This is a genomic window from Kitasatospora sp. NPDC058046 (assembly GCF_042885595.1).
GTDB lineage: Bacteria > Actinomycetota > Actinomycetes > Streptomycetales > Streptomycetaceae > Kitasatospora.
The window spans coordinates 1-14,083 of record NZ_JBHVRS010000007.1; the positions used below are offsets into that span (position 1 = coordinate 1).

Genomic DNA, 14,083 nt, shown 5'->3' on the forward strand with positions numbered 1-14,083 from the left:
CCACCAGCCCGGATGTGCCGCACCCCGGCCCCCGGCCGGGGCCGGGGCGCCGCCTGTCACTCCTCCCCCGGTGGCCGCGGAGCCGTCTCCCCCTTCGGCGGCGGCGCGGCCGCGGCCCAGTAGGCGCCGTCCGCCGGGCGGCGCCCGCGCAGGTCCTCGCGCACCTCGCCGGCCAGCCGGCGGGTGTCGCGGCGGTTCATGGTGGCGCCTATGCCGGCGCCGACCAGCAGCGGCGTCACCGCCGGCAGGTGGCGCAGCGAGCTGCGGGTCAGCCGGCGGCGGACCTGCTGGCGCACCTCCGAGCCGATCGCCAGCGCGGCGAAGCCGGCCGGGCGCACCAGCAGGCCCGCGTCGATCCCGCGGCGGTTGGCCCAGGCGCCGAGGTAGGCGCCGGCCCGCTGGGTGGCGGTGCCCTGTGCCGGGGTGCCGTAGACCTCGTGCAGCTCGGCGATCAGCTTGATCTCCACGGCCGCGACCGCGAGCGTCTCGGCCGCGATCTCCAGCGGCATCGCGGGCGGCACCGGCAGCATGGCCGCCGCGCCGACGCCCGCGCCGAGCGCGCCGGAGGCCCGGACGGCGCCGGTGACCAGCAGGTCGGCCAGCTGCTCCGGGAAGGCCGCGTCGGGGTGCTGCGCCCGCAGGGTGGCCAGGTCGCGCACCGGGATCCGCGGCGCGGTCCGCACCAGCTGGTCGGTCAGGGCCTTGCCGCCGAACGCGGCGCCCTTGGCCGCTCCCCTGGCCGCCCCCTTGGCGGCGACCCGGCCGCCGTGGCCGAGCAGCCGGGCGGTGTGCAGGACCACGGCCCGGCCGCGGCCGCGCTGCCTCGCCGCGTACGCGGCGACCGGGCCCCGGCCGACGGGCTGCTCGGACTCCTCGACCAGTTCGGCGAGCCGCTCGCCCAGGTCGGGCTCTGCCACGTCGGGCCCGCTCGGGTCGGGCTCGGCCGGGTCGGATCCGGGACGCGGCCGGAAGCGGTCCGGCCTGCGGAAGACTGCCATGGGCTCCGGTACCCCTTTCGCGAGGACGGCACGGCCCGGGGCCGCCTACTCGGCGACCACCACCCCGCGCCAGAAGGCCACCCGGCCGCGCACGTGCTCGGCCTCGGGCTTCGGGTCGGTGTAGTACCAGACGGCGTCCGGGTTGGTCCGCCCGTCCACCTCCAGGCTGTAGTAGCCGGCGGTGCCCTTCCAACCGCACACCGTGGTGGTCTCCGAGGGGCGCAGGTACTCGGTGCGCACCGCCTCGGCCGGGAAGTAGTGGTTGCCCTCGACGACGACGGTGTCGTCGCTCTCGGCGATGACGACGCCCTGCCAACTCGCTGTGGTCATACCGCGATTGTGCCCGACGGACGGAATCCGCGCCGGGGTTCCGAGTGCCCGCCCAGGGTTCCGGGCGGTCAGGGCAGCGGGTGGGCGTGCACCGGCAGGTGCGGGCTCTGGTGGCCGCCGCTGGCGAGGATCCGGACCTCGCCGGCGTCGCTGATCTCCGCCCGGACGATGCCGCTCTCGTCCTCGTACACCGGGTGGCCGCCCGGACCGGTCGCGTCGGTGCGGGTGACCACCACGACGTCCTGCGGGGCCTGGGTGCCCGGGGTGCCGGGGAAGGTGAGGGCGTAACGCTCGGCGTGGCTCATCACAGCTGCTCCTGCCTACCCGGCGGCCTCGGCCGGCACGGCGGCCCGGGCGTGCGGGCCGCGGACCTCCAGCTCGGCGAGCAGCCGGGCGGTGGCCTCCGCGACGGCGTCCACCGCCCGGTCGAAGGCCTCCCGGTTGTGCGCCGCGGGGGCGCGGAACCCGGACACCTTGCGGACGTACTGGAGGGCTGCGGCGTGGAAGTCCTCCTCGTCGGCGTCGGGCGTGACGGGAGGTCGCAGCGTCTTGATGTTGCGGCACATGCTCCCAGTCTCGCGCGCGGGAGCCGCGTCGGCGACCCCCTTTCGTCAGCCGGCGACGCCCTTTCGTCACACGCACCTCACGGCGCCGTCATCCGGCCGGATTAGGATTCCGGACGAACGAATTCATCCCGCCTTCATTCCCGCCTTCATCCCGCCGCGCGCTTCCCCGGTCCGTCGGCATCACTCCGGAGTCACCCCCTTGCCTCTCGCGCTGCTCGCGCTGGCCGTCACCGCGTTCGCCATCGGAACCACCGAATTCGCCGCCATGGGGCTGCTCCCCCAGGTCGCCGACAGTCTCCACGTCTCCATCCCGCAGGCGGGCTGGCTGATCTCCGCGTACGCGCTGGGGGTGGTGGTCGGCGCGCCGCTGCTGACCGCGCTGGCCGCCGGACGGCCGCGCAAGGCGGTGCTGGTGGCGCTGGCCGCGCTGTTCGCGACCGGCAACCTGCTGTGCGCGGTGGCCCCGGACTTCTGGACGCTGGCCGCCGCCCGGCTGATCACCGGGCTGCCGCACGGCGCCTTCTTCGGGGCGGGCGCGGTGGCGGCGGCCGAGCTGGTCGCGCCGGACCGGCGGGCCCGGGCGGTGGCCGTGATGTTCTCCGGACTGACCGTCGCCAACATCGTCGGCGTCCCGGCCGCGACCCTGCTCGGCCAGCACCTGGGCTGGCGGGCGACCATGCTGGTGGTCGTGCTGATCGCGGCCGCCGGCACGGTCGCCATCGCCCGGCTGGTGCCCGCGCTCCCCTCCTCCGGCCAGTCCGGACTCCGGCACGAGCTGCGGGCCTTCCGCAGCGGCCAGCTCTGGCTGGCGCTGGCCACCGTGGTGTTCGGCTGCGGCGGCTTCTTCGCCTGCTACAGCTACATCGCGCCGCTGCTCACCGAGGTCTCCGGGTACGCGACCGGCTCGGTGACCCTGGTGCTGGCGCTGTTCGGGGTCGGCATGACGATCGGCAACGTGCTGGGCGGGTTCGCCGCCGACCGGGCGCTGCGCCCCACCGTCTGCGCGGCCTTCGTGCTGCTCTCCGCCACCCTGGCGCTGTTCGCGCTGACCGCGCACGCCCGCTGGTCGGCGGCCGTCACGGTGGTGCTGATCGGGCTGTTCGGCTTCGCGATCGTGCCGGCCGTGCAGACCCTGGTGCTCCAGAAGGCGCGCAGCGCGCCGACCCTCGCCTCGGCGACCGTCCAGGGCGCCTTCAACCTGGCCAACGCCCAGGGCGCGTACTTCGGCGGGCTGGCGCTGAACGCCGGGCTCGGCTGGACCGCGCCGACGCTGGTCGGCGCCGTCCTGGCGGCCGCGGGCGCGGTGGTCGCGGTGCTCGCCTGGGCGGCCGACCGCCGCCGGCCCGCCCCGGTGGCGACGGAACCGGCGGCCGCGGCAGCGATGACCACGGCCTAGCCAGGCAGCCGCTAGATCTCCCGGTGGGCGTCGGCGAGCAGCTGGTAGCCGGCGCCGTTGGCCTTGATGCCGGTCTTCTCGTCCTCGGTCAGCTCGCGGCGGACCTTGGCCGGGACGCCGGCGACCAGCGAGCCGGGCGGGACGACCATGCCCTGCGGCACCACCGCGCCGGCCGCGACCAGCGAGCCGGTGCCGATCCGGGCGCCGTTGAGCACGGTGGCGTTCATGCCCACCAGGACGTCGTCCTCGACCGTGCAGCCGTGCAGCACGGCGTTGTGGCCGACCGAGATCCGCTCGCCGACCACCAGCGGGAAGCCGGGGTCGGCGTGCAGGGTGCAGTTGTCCTGGATGTTGCTGCCCGCGCCGACGCTGATCGACTCGGCGTCGCCGCGCAGCACCGCGCCGTACCAGACGCTCGCGCCGGCGGCGACGGTCACGTCCCCGACCACGACGGCGTTCGGCGCCACGAAGGCGCCCGGGTCGACGGCGGGCACCCGGCCCCCGACTGCGGCGATCAGCGGCTCTGCCATGGGTCGTCCTCCTGTGACGGTCGGCGGTTCTGTCGCCGGTCAGCGTAGGGGGTCGGTCACGGTGCCATGCGGGCGAGGTCGGGTGCCGCGGCCGCCGCCTGGGCGCCGCACAGGGCGGTCGTGGTCACCTTGCGCCAGGCGGTGTTGGCGGCGTCCGGGTCCGGGGCGTCGTAGAAGGTGGTGTCGGCGGCGAACGAGCGGCCGCCGTCCGGGGCGGCGAGCATCATCGTGCTGTAGCCGGGGATGCCGCCGGCGTGGCCCCAGAACGGGCCGCAGGGGGTGTCCAGGCGCTGGAGGCCGAGGCCGTACGTCCGGCCCTCGCCGTGGTCGGTGGTCCGCTTCATCGCGGCGAGTTCGGCCGGGCGCAGCAGGCGGCCGCCGAGCAGGGCGTCGAGGAAGGCGGTCAGGTCGGTGGTGGTGGAGATGCCGCCGCCGGCGGAGCCGGCCATGGACGGGTTGAGCACGGTGACGTCGGCCGGACCGGTGTCCGTCCTGACGTAGCCGTGGGCGTGCGGGCCGGGGATGAACGGGAGGTCGCCGGGCATCCAGGTGCCGGTGAGCCGCAGCGGGCGGATGATCCGGCGGGTGACCTCGTCGTTCCAGCTGTGGCCGGTGAGCTTCTCGATGATCATCCCGACCAGGATGTAGTTGGTGTTGGAGTACTGCCATCCCTCGCCGGGGGCGAAGTCCGGCGGGTAGGTGTTCGCGAGGTCCACCAGGTCCCGCAGCCGGTAGGACTTGTAGCGGCGGTCGGCCAGCCAGTCCCGGTCGACCTCGAAGGCCCGGTCCCGGGTGTAGTCGGCGACGCCGCTGGTGTGGTCGAGGAGTTGCCGGACGGTGATCGCGGTGCTGTTCGGGACGATGCCCGGCAGCAGGCACTCCAGGCGGTCGTCGAGGTCCAGCCGGTGCTCGCCGACGAGTTGGAGCAGGGTGGTGGCGACGAAGGTCTTGGTGGCGCTGCCGATCCGGAACGCGCCCTCCGGGTCGGCGGGTTCGCCGGTGCCGAGTTCGGCGACGCCGGTGGCGTTGCGCCAGACCAGTCGGCCGTTCTCGCGGACGGCGGCGAGGGCGGAGGTCGAGTAGCCGGGGTCGGTCATCCCGGCGAGGGCGGCGTCGGCGGCCGTCCAGTCGCCGCGCCGTTCGGCGGCGCCGTCGGTGCCCGTGCCATCGCCGGGCGTGCCGCCGGTGACCGAGAGGTGCACGGCGCCGTGGCAGCCCGGGGCCGGCGGCAAGCCGGCGGGCCCGGCGACGGCGGTCGGGGCGAGGGTGGTGAGCAGTCCCGCGCCCACGGCGGCGGCGACGGCGACGCGCGGGGCGGTCCGGCGGCGGGCGGGGGCGGTCGGGTCGGCGGTCATGCCGTCCTCCCTGGTCCGGGGTTGGCGGAGTGGGCAACTCCGGTCGGCTGGTGCTCACCTGACACCTTGCCGGATCGGCCGGGCCGGATCGTCCGCCTGGGGAGGGGGTCCCGCCCCCGAGGGATCCCGGAGCCGGACCCCGAGACGTGTCGGGGTCCGGCTCCGGGATCAGCGCTAGGCGAGCGGCGCCTTGGTGCGCAGGACCTCGATGAAGGCCCGCAGCCAGGCCGGGTGGTCGGGCCAGGCGCGGGCCGAGACGACGACGCCGTCCACCACCGCTTCGCCGTCCACGAACTCGGCGCCCGCCGCCTTGATGTCCGGGGCCAGCGCCGGGTAGGCGGAGCTGCGGCGGCCGTCCAGCAGGCCGGCGGCGGCGGTGATCAGCGGGCCGTGGCAGATCTGGGCGACGGGCTTGTCCTCGGCGAAGAAGTGCCGGGCGATCCGCTGTACGTCCGGGTCGTTGCGCAGGTACTCGGGGGCGCGGCCGCCGGGGATGACCAGGGCCACGTAGTCGGCCGGGTCGACGTCGGCGAGGGCCACGTCGGCGGGCCAGGTGTAGCCGGGCTTCTCGGTGTAGGTGTCGAAGCCCTCGACGAAGTCGTGCACCACGAACTGGAGGCGTTTCTTCGTCGGGGCCGCGATGTCGACCTGGTAGCCCTCCTCGCGCAGCCGCTGGTAGGGGTAGAACACCTCCAGTGACTCGGCGGCGTCCCCGGTGACGAGCAGGATCTTCGATGTCATCGCCGACATCCCTCCACGTGGTCGAGCCTCGGATCGGGTACGGGCGCCGGGCGGTGGCGGCCGGCCCGGGCCCGGTCCAACCTCCCGTACCGGCGACACCGTTGGCAACGGGGCGCACCGGGCGTACGACGGCGCATACGGAGCTACGCGCGCCGATTGCGGGGAGTGCGCGCCTGGTCGGGCGCCCGGCTGCGGGGGTCGGCGGCCCGCGTCCTAGACTCCTGCTGCCCACGACCGTCCCGCTCCCGGAGGAGCCCATGCCCGACCGCACCACCTACCTCGTCCTCCCCGGCTACCAGAACTCCGGCCCCGAGCACTGGCAGACCCGCTGGGAGGCGGCCGGGCCGGAGTCCTTCCGCCGGGTCGAGCAGGCGGACTGGGACCACCCGGAGCGGACGGACTGGGTGGCCCGGGTGGACGCCGCGGTGGCCGCGGCCGCCGCCGAAGGCCCGGTGGTGCTGGTCGCCCACAGCCTGGGCTGCGTCACCGCGGCCCACTGGGTCGCCACCGCCTCCGCCGAGCGGACCGCCGCCGTCCGGGGCGCGCTGCTGGTCGCCCCGGCGGACGTCGACACCGCCGAGGTCCCGGAGCTGGTGAACTTCCGCCCGGTGGCGCTGGAGCGGTTCCCGTTCCCGGCCGTCGTGGTCTCCTCGACCGACGACCCGTGGGTCTCGGCCGAGCGGGCCCGCGCGTTCGCCGCCGCCTGGGGCGCCCGGTACGTCGAGCCGGGCGCGTACGGGCACCTCAACTCCGACTCCGGACTGGGCGACTGGCCGGAAGGCCGCGAACTGCTCGCCGGGCTGTGACCGCGGCGACGGGGGGAACGGGGGCGCGGGGACGATGAACCGGGGGACGATGAACCGACGGACGTCCCGGACCAGGCGCGTCCTGGTCCGGCTGCTGGCGGGCAGCGGGCTGGCCGCCGTCCTGCTCTACACCGAGGGCCAGTGGGAGAGCCGCTCGGGCGGGCTGATGCTGGTCGCCGACCTGCTCAACCAGCCGGAGCTGCTGATCGGCGGGGCGCTGGCGGCGCTGATCGCGGCCGCCTGGCTGAGTGACCCGCGCGCCGCCGTGCGGACGGCCACCCGGGCGGTCACGGTGACCGCCGGCGTGGTGTTCCTGCTCGGCGTGCTGGCCGCGCACAAGGTGTCGGCGGCCGAGACCCGCAGCCGGGAGGACGCCCCGGCCGGGGCCGAGCGGGCCCTGGTGGTGGTGCACCGCTCGTACGCCACCGGGCCGGGCCCGGACGAGCGCTGGCAGGTGCTGCTGGAGAGCGGCGAGGGCTGGTCGGCCCGGCGCTGGTCGCTGGCGGACATCGGCCGGCGACCGGGCGACGCCCGGCTGGTGGAGGCGAGCTGGACCGGGCGCTCGCAGATCACCGTGGTGACCGACTCCTACCGGCGGGTGTTCAACCTCGACCAGGACAGCGGCGAACCGGTCGAGGCGCGGTAGCCGGCCCCGCCTGGGTACGGGTACTCAGGCGGGGCCGGGCAGTTCACCGGTCGTCGGGGTCACCGCTGCCCGGGGTCACCGCTGCCCGGAGTCGCTGCTCCTCGGGGTCACTGGTCGGACGGGTCACTGGTCCGACGGGTCGGTGGTGCCGGGCGGGGCGGACGGCGCGGTGCGGCCGGTCGTCGGGCCGGTGTCGCGCGGCCTGCCGGTGTTGCCCGGGCCCCCGGTGGCGGGCGCGCCGCTGCAGGTGACCGAGCCCGGCGAGCCGCTGGCGGTGGTGCAGTTGGCGTCCCGCCGGGGCGGGTCCGGGATGCGGACGGTGGCGAACGGCTTCTCCGGCATGCTCCGGACGGCGTCGCTCATCGCCTGCTGCCAGATCGGCCCGGGGCCGGTGGCGCCGAAGACCTCGGCCTGGTACTTGCCGCCGATCCGGATGTTGCGCATCGGCACCTTGGTGCCCGGGCTGCCCAGCCAGACCGAGCCCGCCAGGTTGCCCGTGTAGCCGGTGAACCAGGCCGACTTCTTCTCGTCCGTCGTCCCGGTCTTGCCGGCGATCTGGCGGCCGTCGTCCAGGCCGAGGTCGCGCGCCGTGCCGCCCTTCTCGGTCACCCCGAGCAGCACGCTGTTGATCACGTCGGCGGTGTCCTCGGACATCGCCGGGGAGCAGTGGACCGGGGGCACCGGGACGTCGGTGCCGTCCACGGTGGTGATCCTGTTGATCGCCAGCGGCGCGCAGTAGGTGCCCCGGGCGGCGAAGGTCGCGTACACGTTGGCCATGGTCAGCGGGCTGACCTCCTGGGTGCCGAGGCCGAGCGCGGGCAGTTCCTGGAGCGGCTCGCCGTTCGCCTTGCCCTCCATGCCCAGCTTGTTGGCCATCTGCTTGACCGCGCAGAGGCCGATCTCCTGCTCCATCTGCACGAAGTAGGTGTTCACGGAGAGCGCCATGGCCTGCTTGAGCTCGTACGGGCCGACCTCACCGGCGCTCTCGTTGGGGATGGTCCCCTCCTTCTTGCCCTTGCTGAGGTTCTTCCAGGTGCCGTCGCAGGTCTTCATCGTCGGCCAGTCCATCCGGTTCGGCGAGTCGTACCGCTGGGTGGGCGACAGGCCGGCCTCCAGGGCCGCGGCGGCCACGATCGGCTTGAAGTTGGAGCCGGGCTGGAAGCCGATGCCGCCGCCCATCGCCGCGTCCACGTTGTAGTTGACGACGGTCTCGTTCTTCTCCTTGGCCAGGCCGTACGGGCGGGTCTGCGCCATCGACAGGATCTTGCCGCTGCCGGGCTCGACCATCGTCATCGCGGCCGAGACCGGGTCGGTGACGTACACCTTGGTGGAGACGGCGTTCTGGGCGGCGGCCTGCTTGTCCGGGTCCATCGTGGTGTAGATGTTCAGGCCGCCGGTGTCCCACAGCTTCTTGCGTTCGGCCGAGCTCTTGCCGAACACCGGGTCCTGCTTGACCACGTGCCGCACGTAGTCGCAGAAGAAGCCCATGCCGGCCTTGGCGGTGATGCAACCGTTCTGCGGGTCCCGGTAGTTGAGGCCGAGCGGGGCGGCCTTCGCCTCCCTGGCCTGGTCCGCGGTGATGTGCTTGTTCTCCACCATCTTGTCGATGACGGTGTCGCGGCGCTTCTGCGCGGCCACCGGGTGCAGCTTCGGGTCGTACTGGGACGGGTTCTGCACCAGCCCGGCGAGCATCGCCGCCTCGGGCAGGCTGAGGTCCTTGGCGTCCTTGCTGAAGTAGCGCTGGGAGGCGGCCTGGATGCCGTACGCCTGGTGGCCGTAGAAGGTGATGTTGAGGTAGTTGGTGAGGATCTGCTCCTTGCTCAGGTCCTCCTCCAGCTTGATGGCGTACCGGAGTTCCTGGATCTTGCGGCCGAGGGTCTTGCGCTGCGCCTCGCGCACCGCGTCGGCGTCGTCCCCGGCCTTCTCCACATTGACGTTCTTCACGTACTGCTGGGTCAGGGTGGAGGCGCCCTGGACGGCGGCGCCGCTCTCCGCGTTCTTGGTGATCGCGCGCAGGATGCCCTTGAGGTCGACGGCGCCGTGCTCGTAGAACCGGGCGTCCTCGATGTCCACCTGCGCCGTGCGGATCAGCGGGGACATCTGGTCGGCGGGTATGACGGTGCGGTCGCGCTCGTAGACCTTGGCGATCAGGCCGCCGTTGGCGTCGAAGATCTGCGTCGCCTGGCTCAGCGGCGGGGTCCTGAAGTCGTCGGGGATGCTCTCGAAGCCCTCGGCGCCGTTCTTCGCGCCGAGTCCGACCGCCCCGGCCGCCGGGAGGATCAGGCCCGCCAGCAGCACCCCGCCCAGCACGCTGGAGCCGAGGAAGGTGGCCGCGTGGCCCAGGAAGCCGATCGGGGTCTCGCGGCGCCTCGGTCGCGGCACCCAGGTGTCGCCCGGGTCCGAAGCGGCGGGTATGCGGCTCTTCGGTGACATAGATCGAACATTACGGCCGTGAACAGGCCGTGGGGAGCGGGTGTTGGCGAAGGATTGTCACAAAATCGCGACGGATTCGACTCATTCCCGAGGGTCGAACGGGCGTGCACGACGGGGCAAGGACCGTTCGTCCACGGCCCGTTGCCCCGCGTGCCGCCCGGCCGACCTCGCTCGGCCGGTTCTGCTCAGCCGAACCCGCTCAGCCGGCCGGGCAGAAGACGTCCCGGGCCGGGCGGTGGCCGGTGACCAGGTAGTCCGTCACCACCTCGTCGCCGCAGGCGTTCCCGTTGGCCCGGTACACGTCGTGGCCGCCCGAGTCCACCGTCACCATCCGCGCCCGGTCCCCGAACGCCGCACGCAGCTTGAGCGCGCCGGTGTACGGCGTCGCGGGGTCGCGCAGGTTCTGCGTGAGCAGGACATTGGACGGGCCCCGGTCGGTGACCCGCACCGGCGGCTCGGCGGGCGCGAACGGCCAGAAGGCGCAGGGCATCACGTTCACCGGCAGGCCGGCGGTGAGCGGGCGGGCGGCGCGGTCGGCGGTGACGGCCTTGGCGTAGCCGGCCGGGTCGGCGGGCCACCGGACGTCGTTGCAGAGGGTCCCGACCGAGACGGCGATGGTGTTCTGCACCGCCGCCTCCGGCGGCACCACCGGGGCGGGCAGCGGACGGCGGCCGAGACCGGCCAGCATCAGCCCCGCGACGTCCGGGAAGCGGGCGTCCGCGTTCATGCCGTCCAGCAGGGCCTGGCGCAGCACGTTGCCGTTCAGCTCCGCCGGGTTGGCGCCCGGCCAGGGCAGCGGGTCCCGGTCGAGGCGGGCGGCGAGGTCGAGGAAGAGCGGGCGGACCTCCTCGGGGGTGTCCGCGACCCGGTCCGGGTTGTCCGGCGCGGACGCCCACCTCGCGAAGTCCGGGAAGCGGTCCTCGACGCCCCGGCCGTAGGCGTCCAGCCAGCCGCGCCCGATCCGCGACGGGTCCGGGTCGTCGTTGCTGTCCAGCACGACCCGGTCGGTCCGCTCCGGGAACATGGTGGTGTAGACGGCGCCCGCGTAGGTGCCGTACGAGACGCCCCAGAGGGAGAGGCGGCGCTCGCCGAGGGCGCGGCGGATGCCGTCGAGGTCGCGGGCCTCGTTGGCGGTGGAGATGCCGCGCAGCACCGGGCCGCCGTTGCGGGCGCAGGTGTCGGCGATGCGGCGTGCGGTGGCCAGGTTCCCGTCGATCGAGCCGTCGGCGGCCGGCCAGGGACGCAGTTTGACCATCGACAGGTCGGCGGGGTCGAGGCCGCAGCTGACCGGGGTGGAGCGGCCGACGCCGCGCGGGTCGAAGCCGACCACGTCGTAGCGGTCCCGGACGGACTGGGGCAGGCGCCCGGCCATGCCGTGGACGAGGTCGAGGCTGGAACCTCCCGGTCCGCCGGGGACGGCCAGCAGGACGCCTCGGCGCCGGCCGGGGTCGGCGGCGCTGATCCGGGAGACGGCGAGGGTGACGCGGGCGCCGTCCGGATCGGCGTAGTCCAGCGGGACGGTGACCTCGGCGCACCGTTGGGGGCTGTCGGCCGGGGCGCCCGGACATGCGGCCCAGGCGAGGCCCTCCCTCCCGGGTTTCGCGCTCTCGGCCGCACCGGCGGGCAGGGCGCTCAGCGCGGTCACGGCCAGGGCGGCGGCCGCGGTGAACGCGGCGGTGACGGTGCGGGTGGGGGTGGTGCGGGCGGCTGTGGTGCGGGTGGGCTTCGTCATGCCCAAGAGTCTGCTGGGGCACGGGACTTGGGACCATGCGGGCAGCGGGCCGGTCGGGGGTGGGGAAATCCCCCGGGCGCCGGGGAAGGGGCGGAGACCGCTTCCGGCCGCGGTCTCCGGCCGCGCGGGGTGGGGGTGGTAGGAGCGGTACGGCGGGGTCCGGTCCGGCTCAGAGGCCGAGCAGGCCCGGTTCGGCGGCCAGGGCGCGCAGCGGCTCGCGCGGGTCGGCGACCAGCCTGCGCTCCGCCAGGTCGAGGATGCCGCCGACACCGGTGATCTCGGCGGCCAGCACGCCGTCCTCGCGGACCAGCCGCTGCACCACCTGGAAGGTCTTGCCGTCCCGCCAGGTGAACGAGCAGCTGACCGCCACCGAGTCGCCCGCGCGCAGCTCCCGCAGGTACTTGACCGTGGTCTCCAGGACCACCGGGCCGACCCCCTTGGCGACCAGGTCCGCCTGGCGGATCCCGGCCGCCCGGAGGTACTCCCAGCGGGCGTGCTCGGCGTACTGGAGGTAGACCGCCTGGTTCAGGTGCCCCTGGGAGTCCGTCTCGTACCCGCGGACGGTGATGTGCGTGGTGAAGTCCTGATCACTCATGCCCCGCACGGTACTCCGGGCCCCCGGGGCACCACCTCGTGTCCTCCGTCACCCGTCCCACCCGTCCCACCCGTCCCACCCGGATCACCCGGACAGGACGGCCAGCAGCGGTGTGAGGGCGTCCGGCCGCCGGTCGACCGGCAGGTGCTCGACCGGGTGGAAGCCGCAGCCGAGCGCGGTCGCACCGCCGTCGCAGGTCCGGTCGTCGCCGACCATCAGGACGTCCGCCGGGAGGAGGCCGAGCCGCTCGCAGGCGGTCTCGAAGATCACCGGGTCGGGCTTCTGGGCACCGACCTCGTACGACAGCACGTAGACGTCGACCAGCTCCTCCAGGCCGTACGCGCGGAAGACCGGCCGCAGGTCCCAGGCGATGTTGCTCACCACGGCGACCGGCACGCCCCGGCGGCGCAGCTCGCGCAGCACGGGGGCGGCGTCCGGGTACGGGCGCCAACTCGCGGGCGCCAGGTGGGACTCGTAGAGGGCGTCCACGTCGATGGCCGCGGGCGGCTCGGCGGCGCGGGTCAGCGCGGTGTACGCGGTGCGATGCAGCTCGGGGGTCAAGTCGCGGGTGTCCCAGGCCTGCTGGACCTCCGGCGGGATGCGGCGCGGCGGCACACCGCCGGGCAGGGCGCCGAACTCCTCCAGCCGGGCTATCAGTTCGGCCTCCTCCCCGGCGGGCAGGGCGAGGCCGGTGGCGGCGAGGTGGGCCGCCAGCCACTCGGCGGTGGAGACGACCCTGAAGAGGGTGCCGGAGAAGTCGAACATCACAGCTTTGGTCATGGCCAGAGCCTAAGTCCTTCCGGATCAGGGCAGGGTGAGGATCCGCGGGCCGTCCTCGGTGATGGCGACGGTGTGCTCGACGTGGGCGGCCCGGGCGCCGTCGACGGTGCGCAGGGTCCAGCCGTCCGGGTCGGTGCGGTGGTCGTCGCGGCCGCCGGCCAGCAGCATCGGCTCGATCGCCAGCACCAGACCGGGGCGCAGCGGGTAACCCCGGCCCGGGCGGCCCTCGTTGGGCACGTGCGGGTCCTCGTGCATCCGGCGGCCGATGCCGTGGCCGCCGTAGCCGTCCAGCAGGCCGTACCGGCCGGCGCGGGCGACGGCGCCGATGGCGTGGGCGATGTCGCCGGTGCGGTTGCCGACCACGGCGGCGGCGATGCCGGCCTCCAGGGCGCGCCAGGTGGTCTCGATCAGGGCGGTGTCCTCGGGCCGGGCGGTGCCGACGGTGAAGCTGACCGCCGCGTCCCCGGCCCAGCCGTCCAGGAGGGCGCCGCAGTCGATGCTCACCAGGTCGCCGTCGCGCAGCCGGTAGCCGTCCGGGATGCCGTGCACCACGGCGTCGTTCACCGAGGCGCAGATGATGGCCGGGAACGGGACGGGCGCGAAGGCCGGACGGTAGCCGAGGAACGGCGAGGTGGCCCCGGCCGCCTTGAGCACGCCCCGCGCCACCTCGTCCAGCTCCAGCAGGCTCACTCCGACCGCCGCCTGCTCCCGGACGGCCGCCAGCGCGTCCGCCACCACCCGCCCGGCCTCGCGCATCGCGGCCAGCCCGGCGTCCGACTTGAGTTCGACCATGGTGCTTCTCTCCCCTGGATCCAATTCTTATACCGGTATTTGTATCACGGTCGTGGGGGTGGGGGCGTCGCCGGACGGGAGGCCCTAGACTCGTCGGCATGGTGAGGACTCCGCTGACCCCGTGGGAGCGCGAGCGCGGCGAGCACTTCGGAGCGCTGTTGCGCGAGGCGCGCGGCGAGCGCAGCATGGTCGAGGTGGCGGCGGTGGCCGGCGTCTCGGCGGAGACGCTGCGGAAGATCGAGACCGGCCGCGCGCCGACGCCGTCCTTCTTCACCATCGCGGCGCTGGCCTTCGCGCTCGACCTGTCCCTGGACGAACTGGCGGCCGCGTGCGCCCCCTCGGAGGACGGCGAGGCGCTCTCCGCCTAGCCCGCGCATGCCCGC

Annotated in this window: 16 protein-coding genes; 4 read left to right on the forward strand and 12 right to left on the reverse strand. The window is 74.5% G+C overall.

Annotated features, from left to right (window positions below; translation table 11 throughout):
- Window positions 1–56: 56 nt before the first annotated feature.
- The 4 genes from ACFVU7_RS16365 to ACFVU7_RS16380 form a co-directional block, all read right to left on the reverse strand.
- Window positions 57–998, reverse strand: a complete 942-nt coding sequence (locus tag ACFVU7_RS16365; RefSeq protein WP_388045593.1) for a hypothetical protein — start codon at window positions 996–998, stop codon at window positions 57–59.
- Window positions 999–1,043: 45 nt separating this feature from the next.
- Window positions 1,044–1,328 (reverse strand): DUF427 domain-containing protein, encoded by a 285-nt coding sequence (locus ACFVU7_RS16370; RefSeq protein ID WP_049659097.1) that lies wholly within the window; start codon window positions 1,326–1,328, stop codon window positions 1,044–1,046.
- Between the two features lie 68 nt (window positions 1,329–1,396).
- A complete protein-coding gene (locus ACFVU7_RS16375) occupies window positions 1,397–1,633 on the reverse strand; it encodes a DUF6296 family protein (RefSeq protein ID WP_049659098.1) in 237 nt (78 codons plus the stop codon).
- A 15-nt stretch (window positions 1,634–1,648) separates the two neighbouring features.
- Window positions 1,649–1,894: a DUF2277 domain-containing protein gene (locus tag ACFVU7_RS16380; protein ID WP_117486559.1), complete on the reverse strand. Its 246-nt coding sequence runs from the start codon at window positions 1,892–1,894 to the stop codon at window positions 1,649–1,651.
- A 199-nt stretch (window positions 1,895–2,093) separates the two neighbouring features.
- Between ACFVU7_RS16380 and ACFVU7_RS16385 the strand changes: the two genes are divergently transcribed.
- Complete coding sequence (locus ACFVU7_RS16385; RefSeq protein ID WP_388045595.1) at window positions 2,094–3,290, forward strand: MFS transporter; 1,197 nt, start codon at window positions 2,094–2,096, stop codon at window positions 3,288–3,290.
- An 11-nt stretch (window positions 3,291–3,301) separates the two neighbouring features.
- Here ACFVU7_RS16385 and ACFVU7_RS16390 read toward each other — a convergent pair whose 3' ends face one another.
- From ACFVU7_RS16390 to ACFVU7_RS16400, 3 genes are all read right to left on the reverse strand, one after another.
- A complete protein-coding gene (locus ACFVU7_RS16390; RefSeq protein WP_049659101.1) occupies window positions 3,302–3,820 on the reverse strand; it encodes a gamma carbonic anhydrase family protein in 519 nt (172 codons plus the stop codon).
- Between the two features lie 56 nt (window positions 3,821–3,876).
- Window positions 3,877–5,175, reverse strand: a complete 1,299-nt coding sequence (locus ACFVU7_RS16395; protein WP_388045597.1) for a serine hydrolase domain-containing protein — start codon at window positions 5,173–5,175, stop codon at window positions 3,877–3,879.
- Window positions 5,176–5,349: 174 nt separating this feature from the next.
- Window positions 5,350–5,916 (reverse strand): DJ-1/PfpI family protein, encoded by a 567-nt coding sequence (locus ACFVU7_RS16400; RefSeq protein WP_388045599.1) that lies wholly within the window; start codon window positions 5,914–5,916, stop codon window positions 5,350–5,352.
- A 257-nt stretch (window positions 5,917–6,173) separates the two neighbouring features.
- Between ACFVU7_RS16400 and ACFVU7_RS16405 the strand changes: the two genes are divergently transcribed.
- Together ACFVU7_RS16405 and ACFVU7_RS16410 are read left to right on the forward strand one after the other, a co-directional pair.
- Complete coding sequence (locus ACFVU7_RS16405) at window positions 6,174–6,722, forward strand: alpha/beta hydrolase (RefSeq protein WP_049660091.1); 549 nt, start codon at window positions 6,174–6,176, stop codon at window positions 6,720–6,722.
- A 49-nt stretch (window positions 6,723–6,771) separates the two neighbouring features.
- Window positions 6,772–7,368, forward strand: coding sequence for a hypothetical protein (locus ACFVU7_RS16410; RefSeq protein ID WP_049660092.1), 597 nt, complete (start codon window positions 6,772–6,774; stop codon window positions 7,366–7,368).
- Between the two features lie 123 nt (window positions 7,369–7,491).
- Here ACFVU7_RS16410 and ACFVU7_RS16415 read toward each other — a convergent pair whose 3' ends face one another.
- The 5 genes from ACFVU7_RS16415 to map all read right to left on the reverse strand — a co-directional run bounded on the left by ACFVU7_RS16415 (window position 7,492) and on the right by map (window position 13,700).
- Window positions 7,492–9,801, reverse strand: a complete 2,310-nt coding sequence (locus ACFVU7_RS16415) for a transglycosylase domain-containing protein (RefSeq protein ID WP_380744869.1) — start codon at window positions 9,799–9,801, stop codon at window positions 7,492–7,494.
- Between the two features lie 199 nt (window positions 9,802–10,000).
- On the reverse strand, window positions 10,001–11,533 hold the full coding sequence (locus ACFVU7_RS16420; protein ID WP_388045601.1) for an alpha/beta hydrolase: 1,533 nt from the start codon (window positions 11,531–11,533) through the stop codon (window positions 10,001–10,003).
- A 169-nt stretch (window positions 11,534–11,702) separates the two neighbouring features.
- The gene (locus tag ACFVU7_RS16425; RefSeq protein WP_387971055.1) at window positions 11,703–12,128 is read right to left on the reverse strand and encodes an acyl-CoA thioesterase; all 426 of its coding nucleotides are present in this window, start codon (window positions 12,126–12,128) and stop codon (window positions 11,703–11,705) included.
- A gap of 84 nt (window positions 12,129–12,212) precedes the next feature.
- Window positions 12,213–12,908, reverse strand: coding sequence for an HAD-IA family hydrolase (locus ACFVU7_RS16430; protein WP_388045603.1), 696 nt, complete (start codon window positions 12,906–12,908; stop codon window positions 12,213–12,215).
- A gap of 24 nt (window positions 12,909–12,932) precedes the next feature.
- Window positions 12,933–13,700: a type I methionyl aminopeptidase gene (map, locus tag ACFVU7_RS16435; RefSeq protein ID WP_388045605.1), complete on the reverse strand. Its 768-nt coding sequence runs from the start codon at window positions 13,698–13,700 to the stop codon at window positions 12,933–12,935.
- A 98-nt stretch (window positions 13,701–13,798) separates the two neighbouring features.
- Here map and ACFVU7_RS16440 point away from each other — a divergent pair, with 98 nt between their 5' ends.
- Window positions 13,799–14,068 carry a helix-turn-helix domain-containing protein gene (locus tag ACFVU7_RS16440; protein ID WP_049655616.1) on the forward strand — a complete coding sequence of 90 codons (270 nt, stop codon included), beginning with the start codon at window positions 13,799–13,801 and terminating at the stop codon, window positions 14,066–14,068.
- Window positions 14,069–14,083 lie beyond the last annotated feature (15 nt).

Coding starts and splice junctions, on each gene's coding strand:
- ACFVU7_RS16405 (WP_049660091.1), top strand. CDS start 6,174: ATGCCCGACCGCACCACCTACCTCGTCCTCCCCGGCTACCAGAACTCC.
- map (WP_388045605.1), bottom strand. CDS start 13,700: ATGGTCGAACTCAAGTCGGACGCCGGGCTGGCCGCGATGCGCGAGGCC.
- ACFVU7_RS16365 (WP_388045593.1), bottom strand. CDS start 998: ATGGCAGTCTTCCGCAGGCCGGACCGCTTCCGGCCGCGTCCCGGATCC.
- ACFVU7_RS16415 (WP_380744869.1), bottom strand. CDS start 9,801: ATGTCACCGAAGAGCCGCATACCCGCCGCTTCGGACCCGGGCGACACC.
- ACFVU7_RS16370 (WP_049659097.1), bottom strand. CDS start 1,328: ATGACCACAGCGAGTTGGCAGGGCGTCGTCATCGCCGAGAGCGACGAC.
- ACFVU7_RS16410 (WP_049660092.1), top strand. CDS start 6,772: ATGAACCGACGGACGTCCCGGACCAGGCGCGTCCTGGTCCGGCTGCTG.
- ACFVU7_RS16420 (WP_388045601.1), bottom strand. CDS start 11,533: ATGACGAAGCCCACCCGCACCACAGCCGCCCGCACCACCCCCACCCGC.
- ACFVU7_RS16440 (WP_049655616.1), top strand. CDS start 13,799: ATGGTGAGGACTCCGCTGACCCCGTGGGAGCGCGAGCGCGGCGAGCAC.
- ACFVU7_RS16395 (WP_388045597.1), bottom strand. CDS start 5,175: ATGACCGCCGACCCGACCGCCCCCGCCCGCCGCCGGACCGCCCCGCGC.
- ACFVU7_RS16375 (WP_049659098.1), bottom strand. CDS start 1,633: ATGAGCCACGCCGAGCGTTACGCCCTCACCTTCCCCGGCACCCCGGGC.
- ACFVU7_RS16430 (WP_388045603.1), bottom strand. CDS start 12,908: ATGACCAAAGCTGTGATGTTCGACTTCTCCGGCACCCTCTTCAGGGTC.
- ACFVU7_RS16400 (WP_388045599.1), bottom strand. CDS start 5,916: ATGACATCGAAGATCCTGCTCGTCACCGGGGACGCCGCCGAGTCACTG.
- ACFVU7_RS16425 (WP_387971055.1), bottom strand. CDS start 12,128: ATGAGTGATCAGGACTTCACCACGCACATCACCGTCCGCGGGTACGAG.
- ACFVU7_RS16390 (WP_049659101.1), bottom strand. CDS start 3,820: ATGGCAGAGCCGCTGATCGCCGCAGTCGGGGGCCGGGTGCCCGCCGTC.
- ACFVU7_RS16380 (WP_117486559.1), bottom strand. CDS start 1,894: ATGTGCCGCAACATCAAGACGCTGCGACCTCCCGTCACGCCCGACGCC.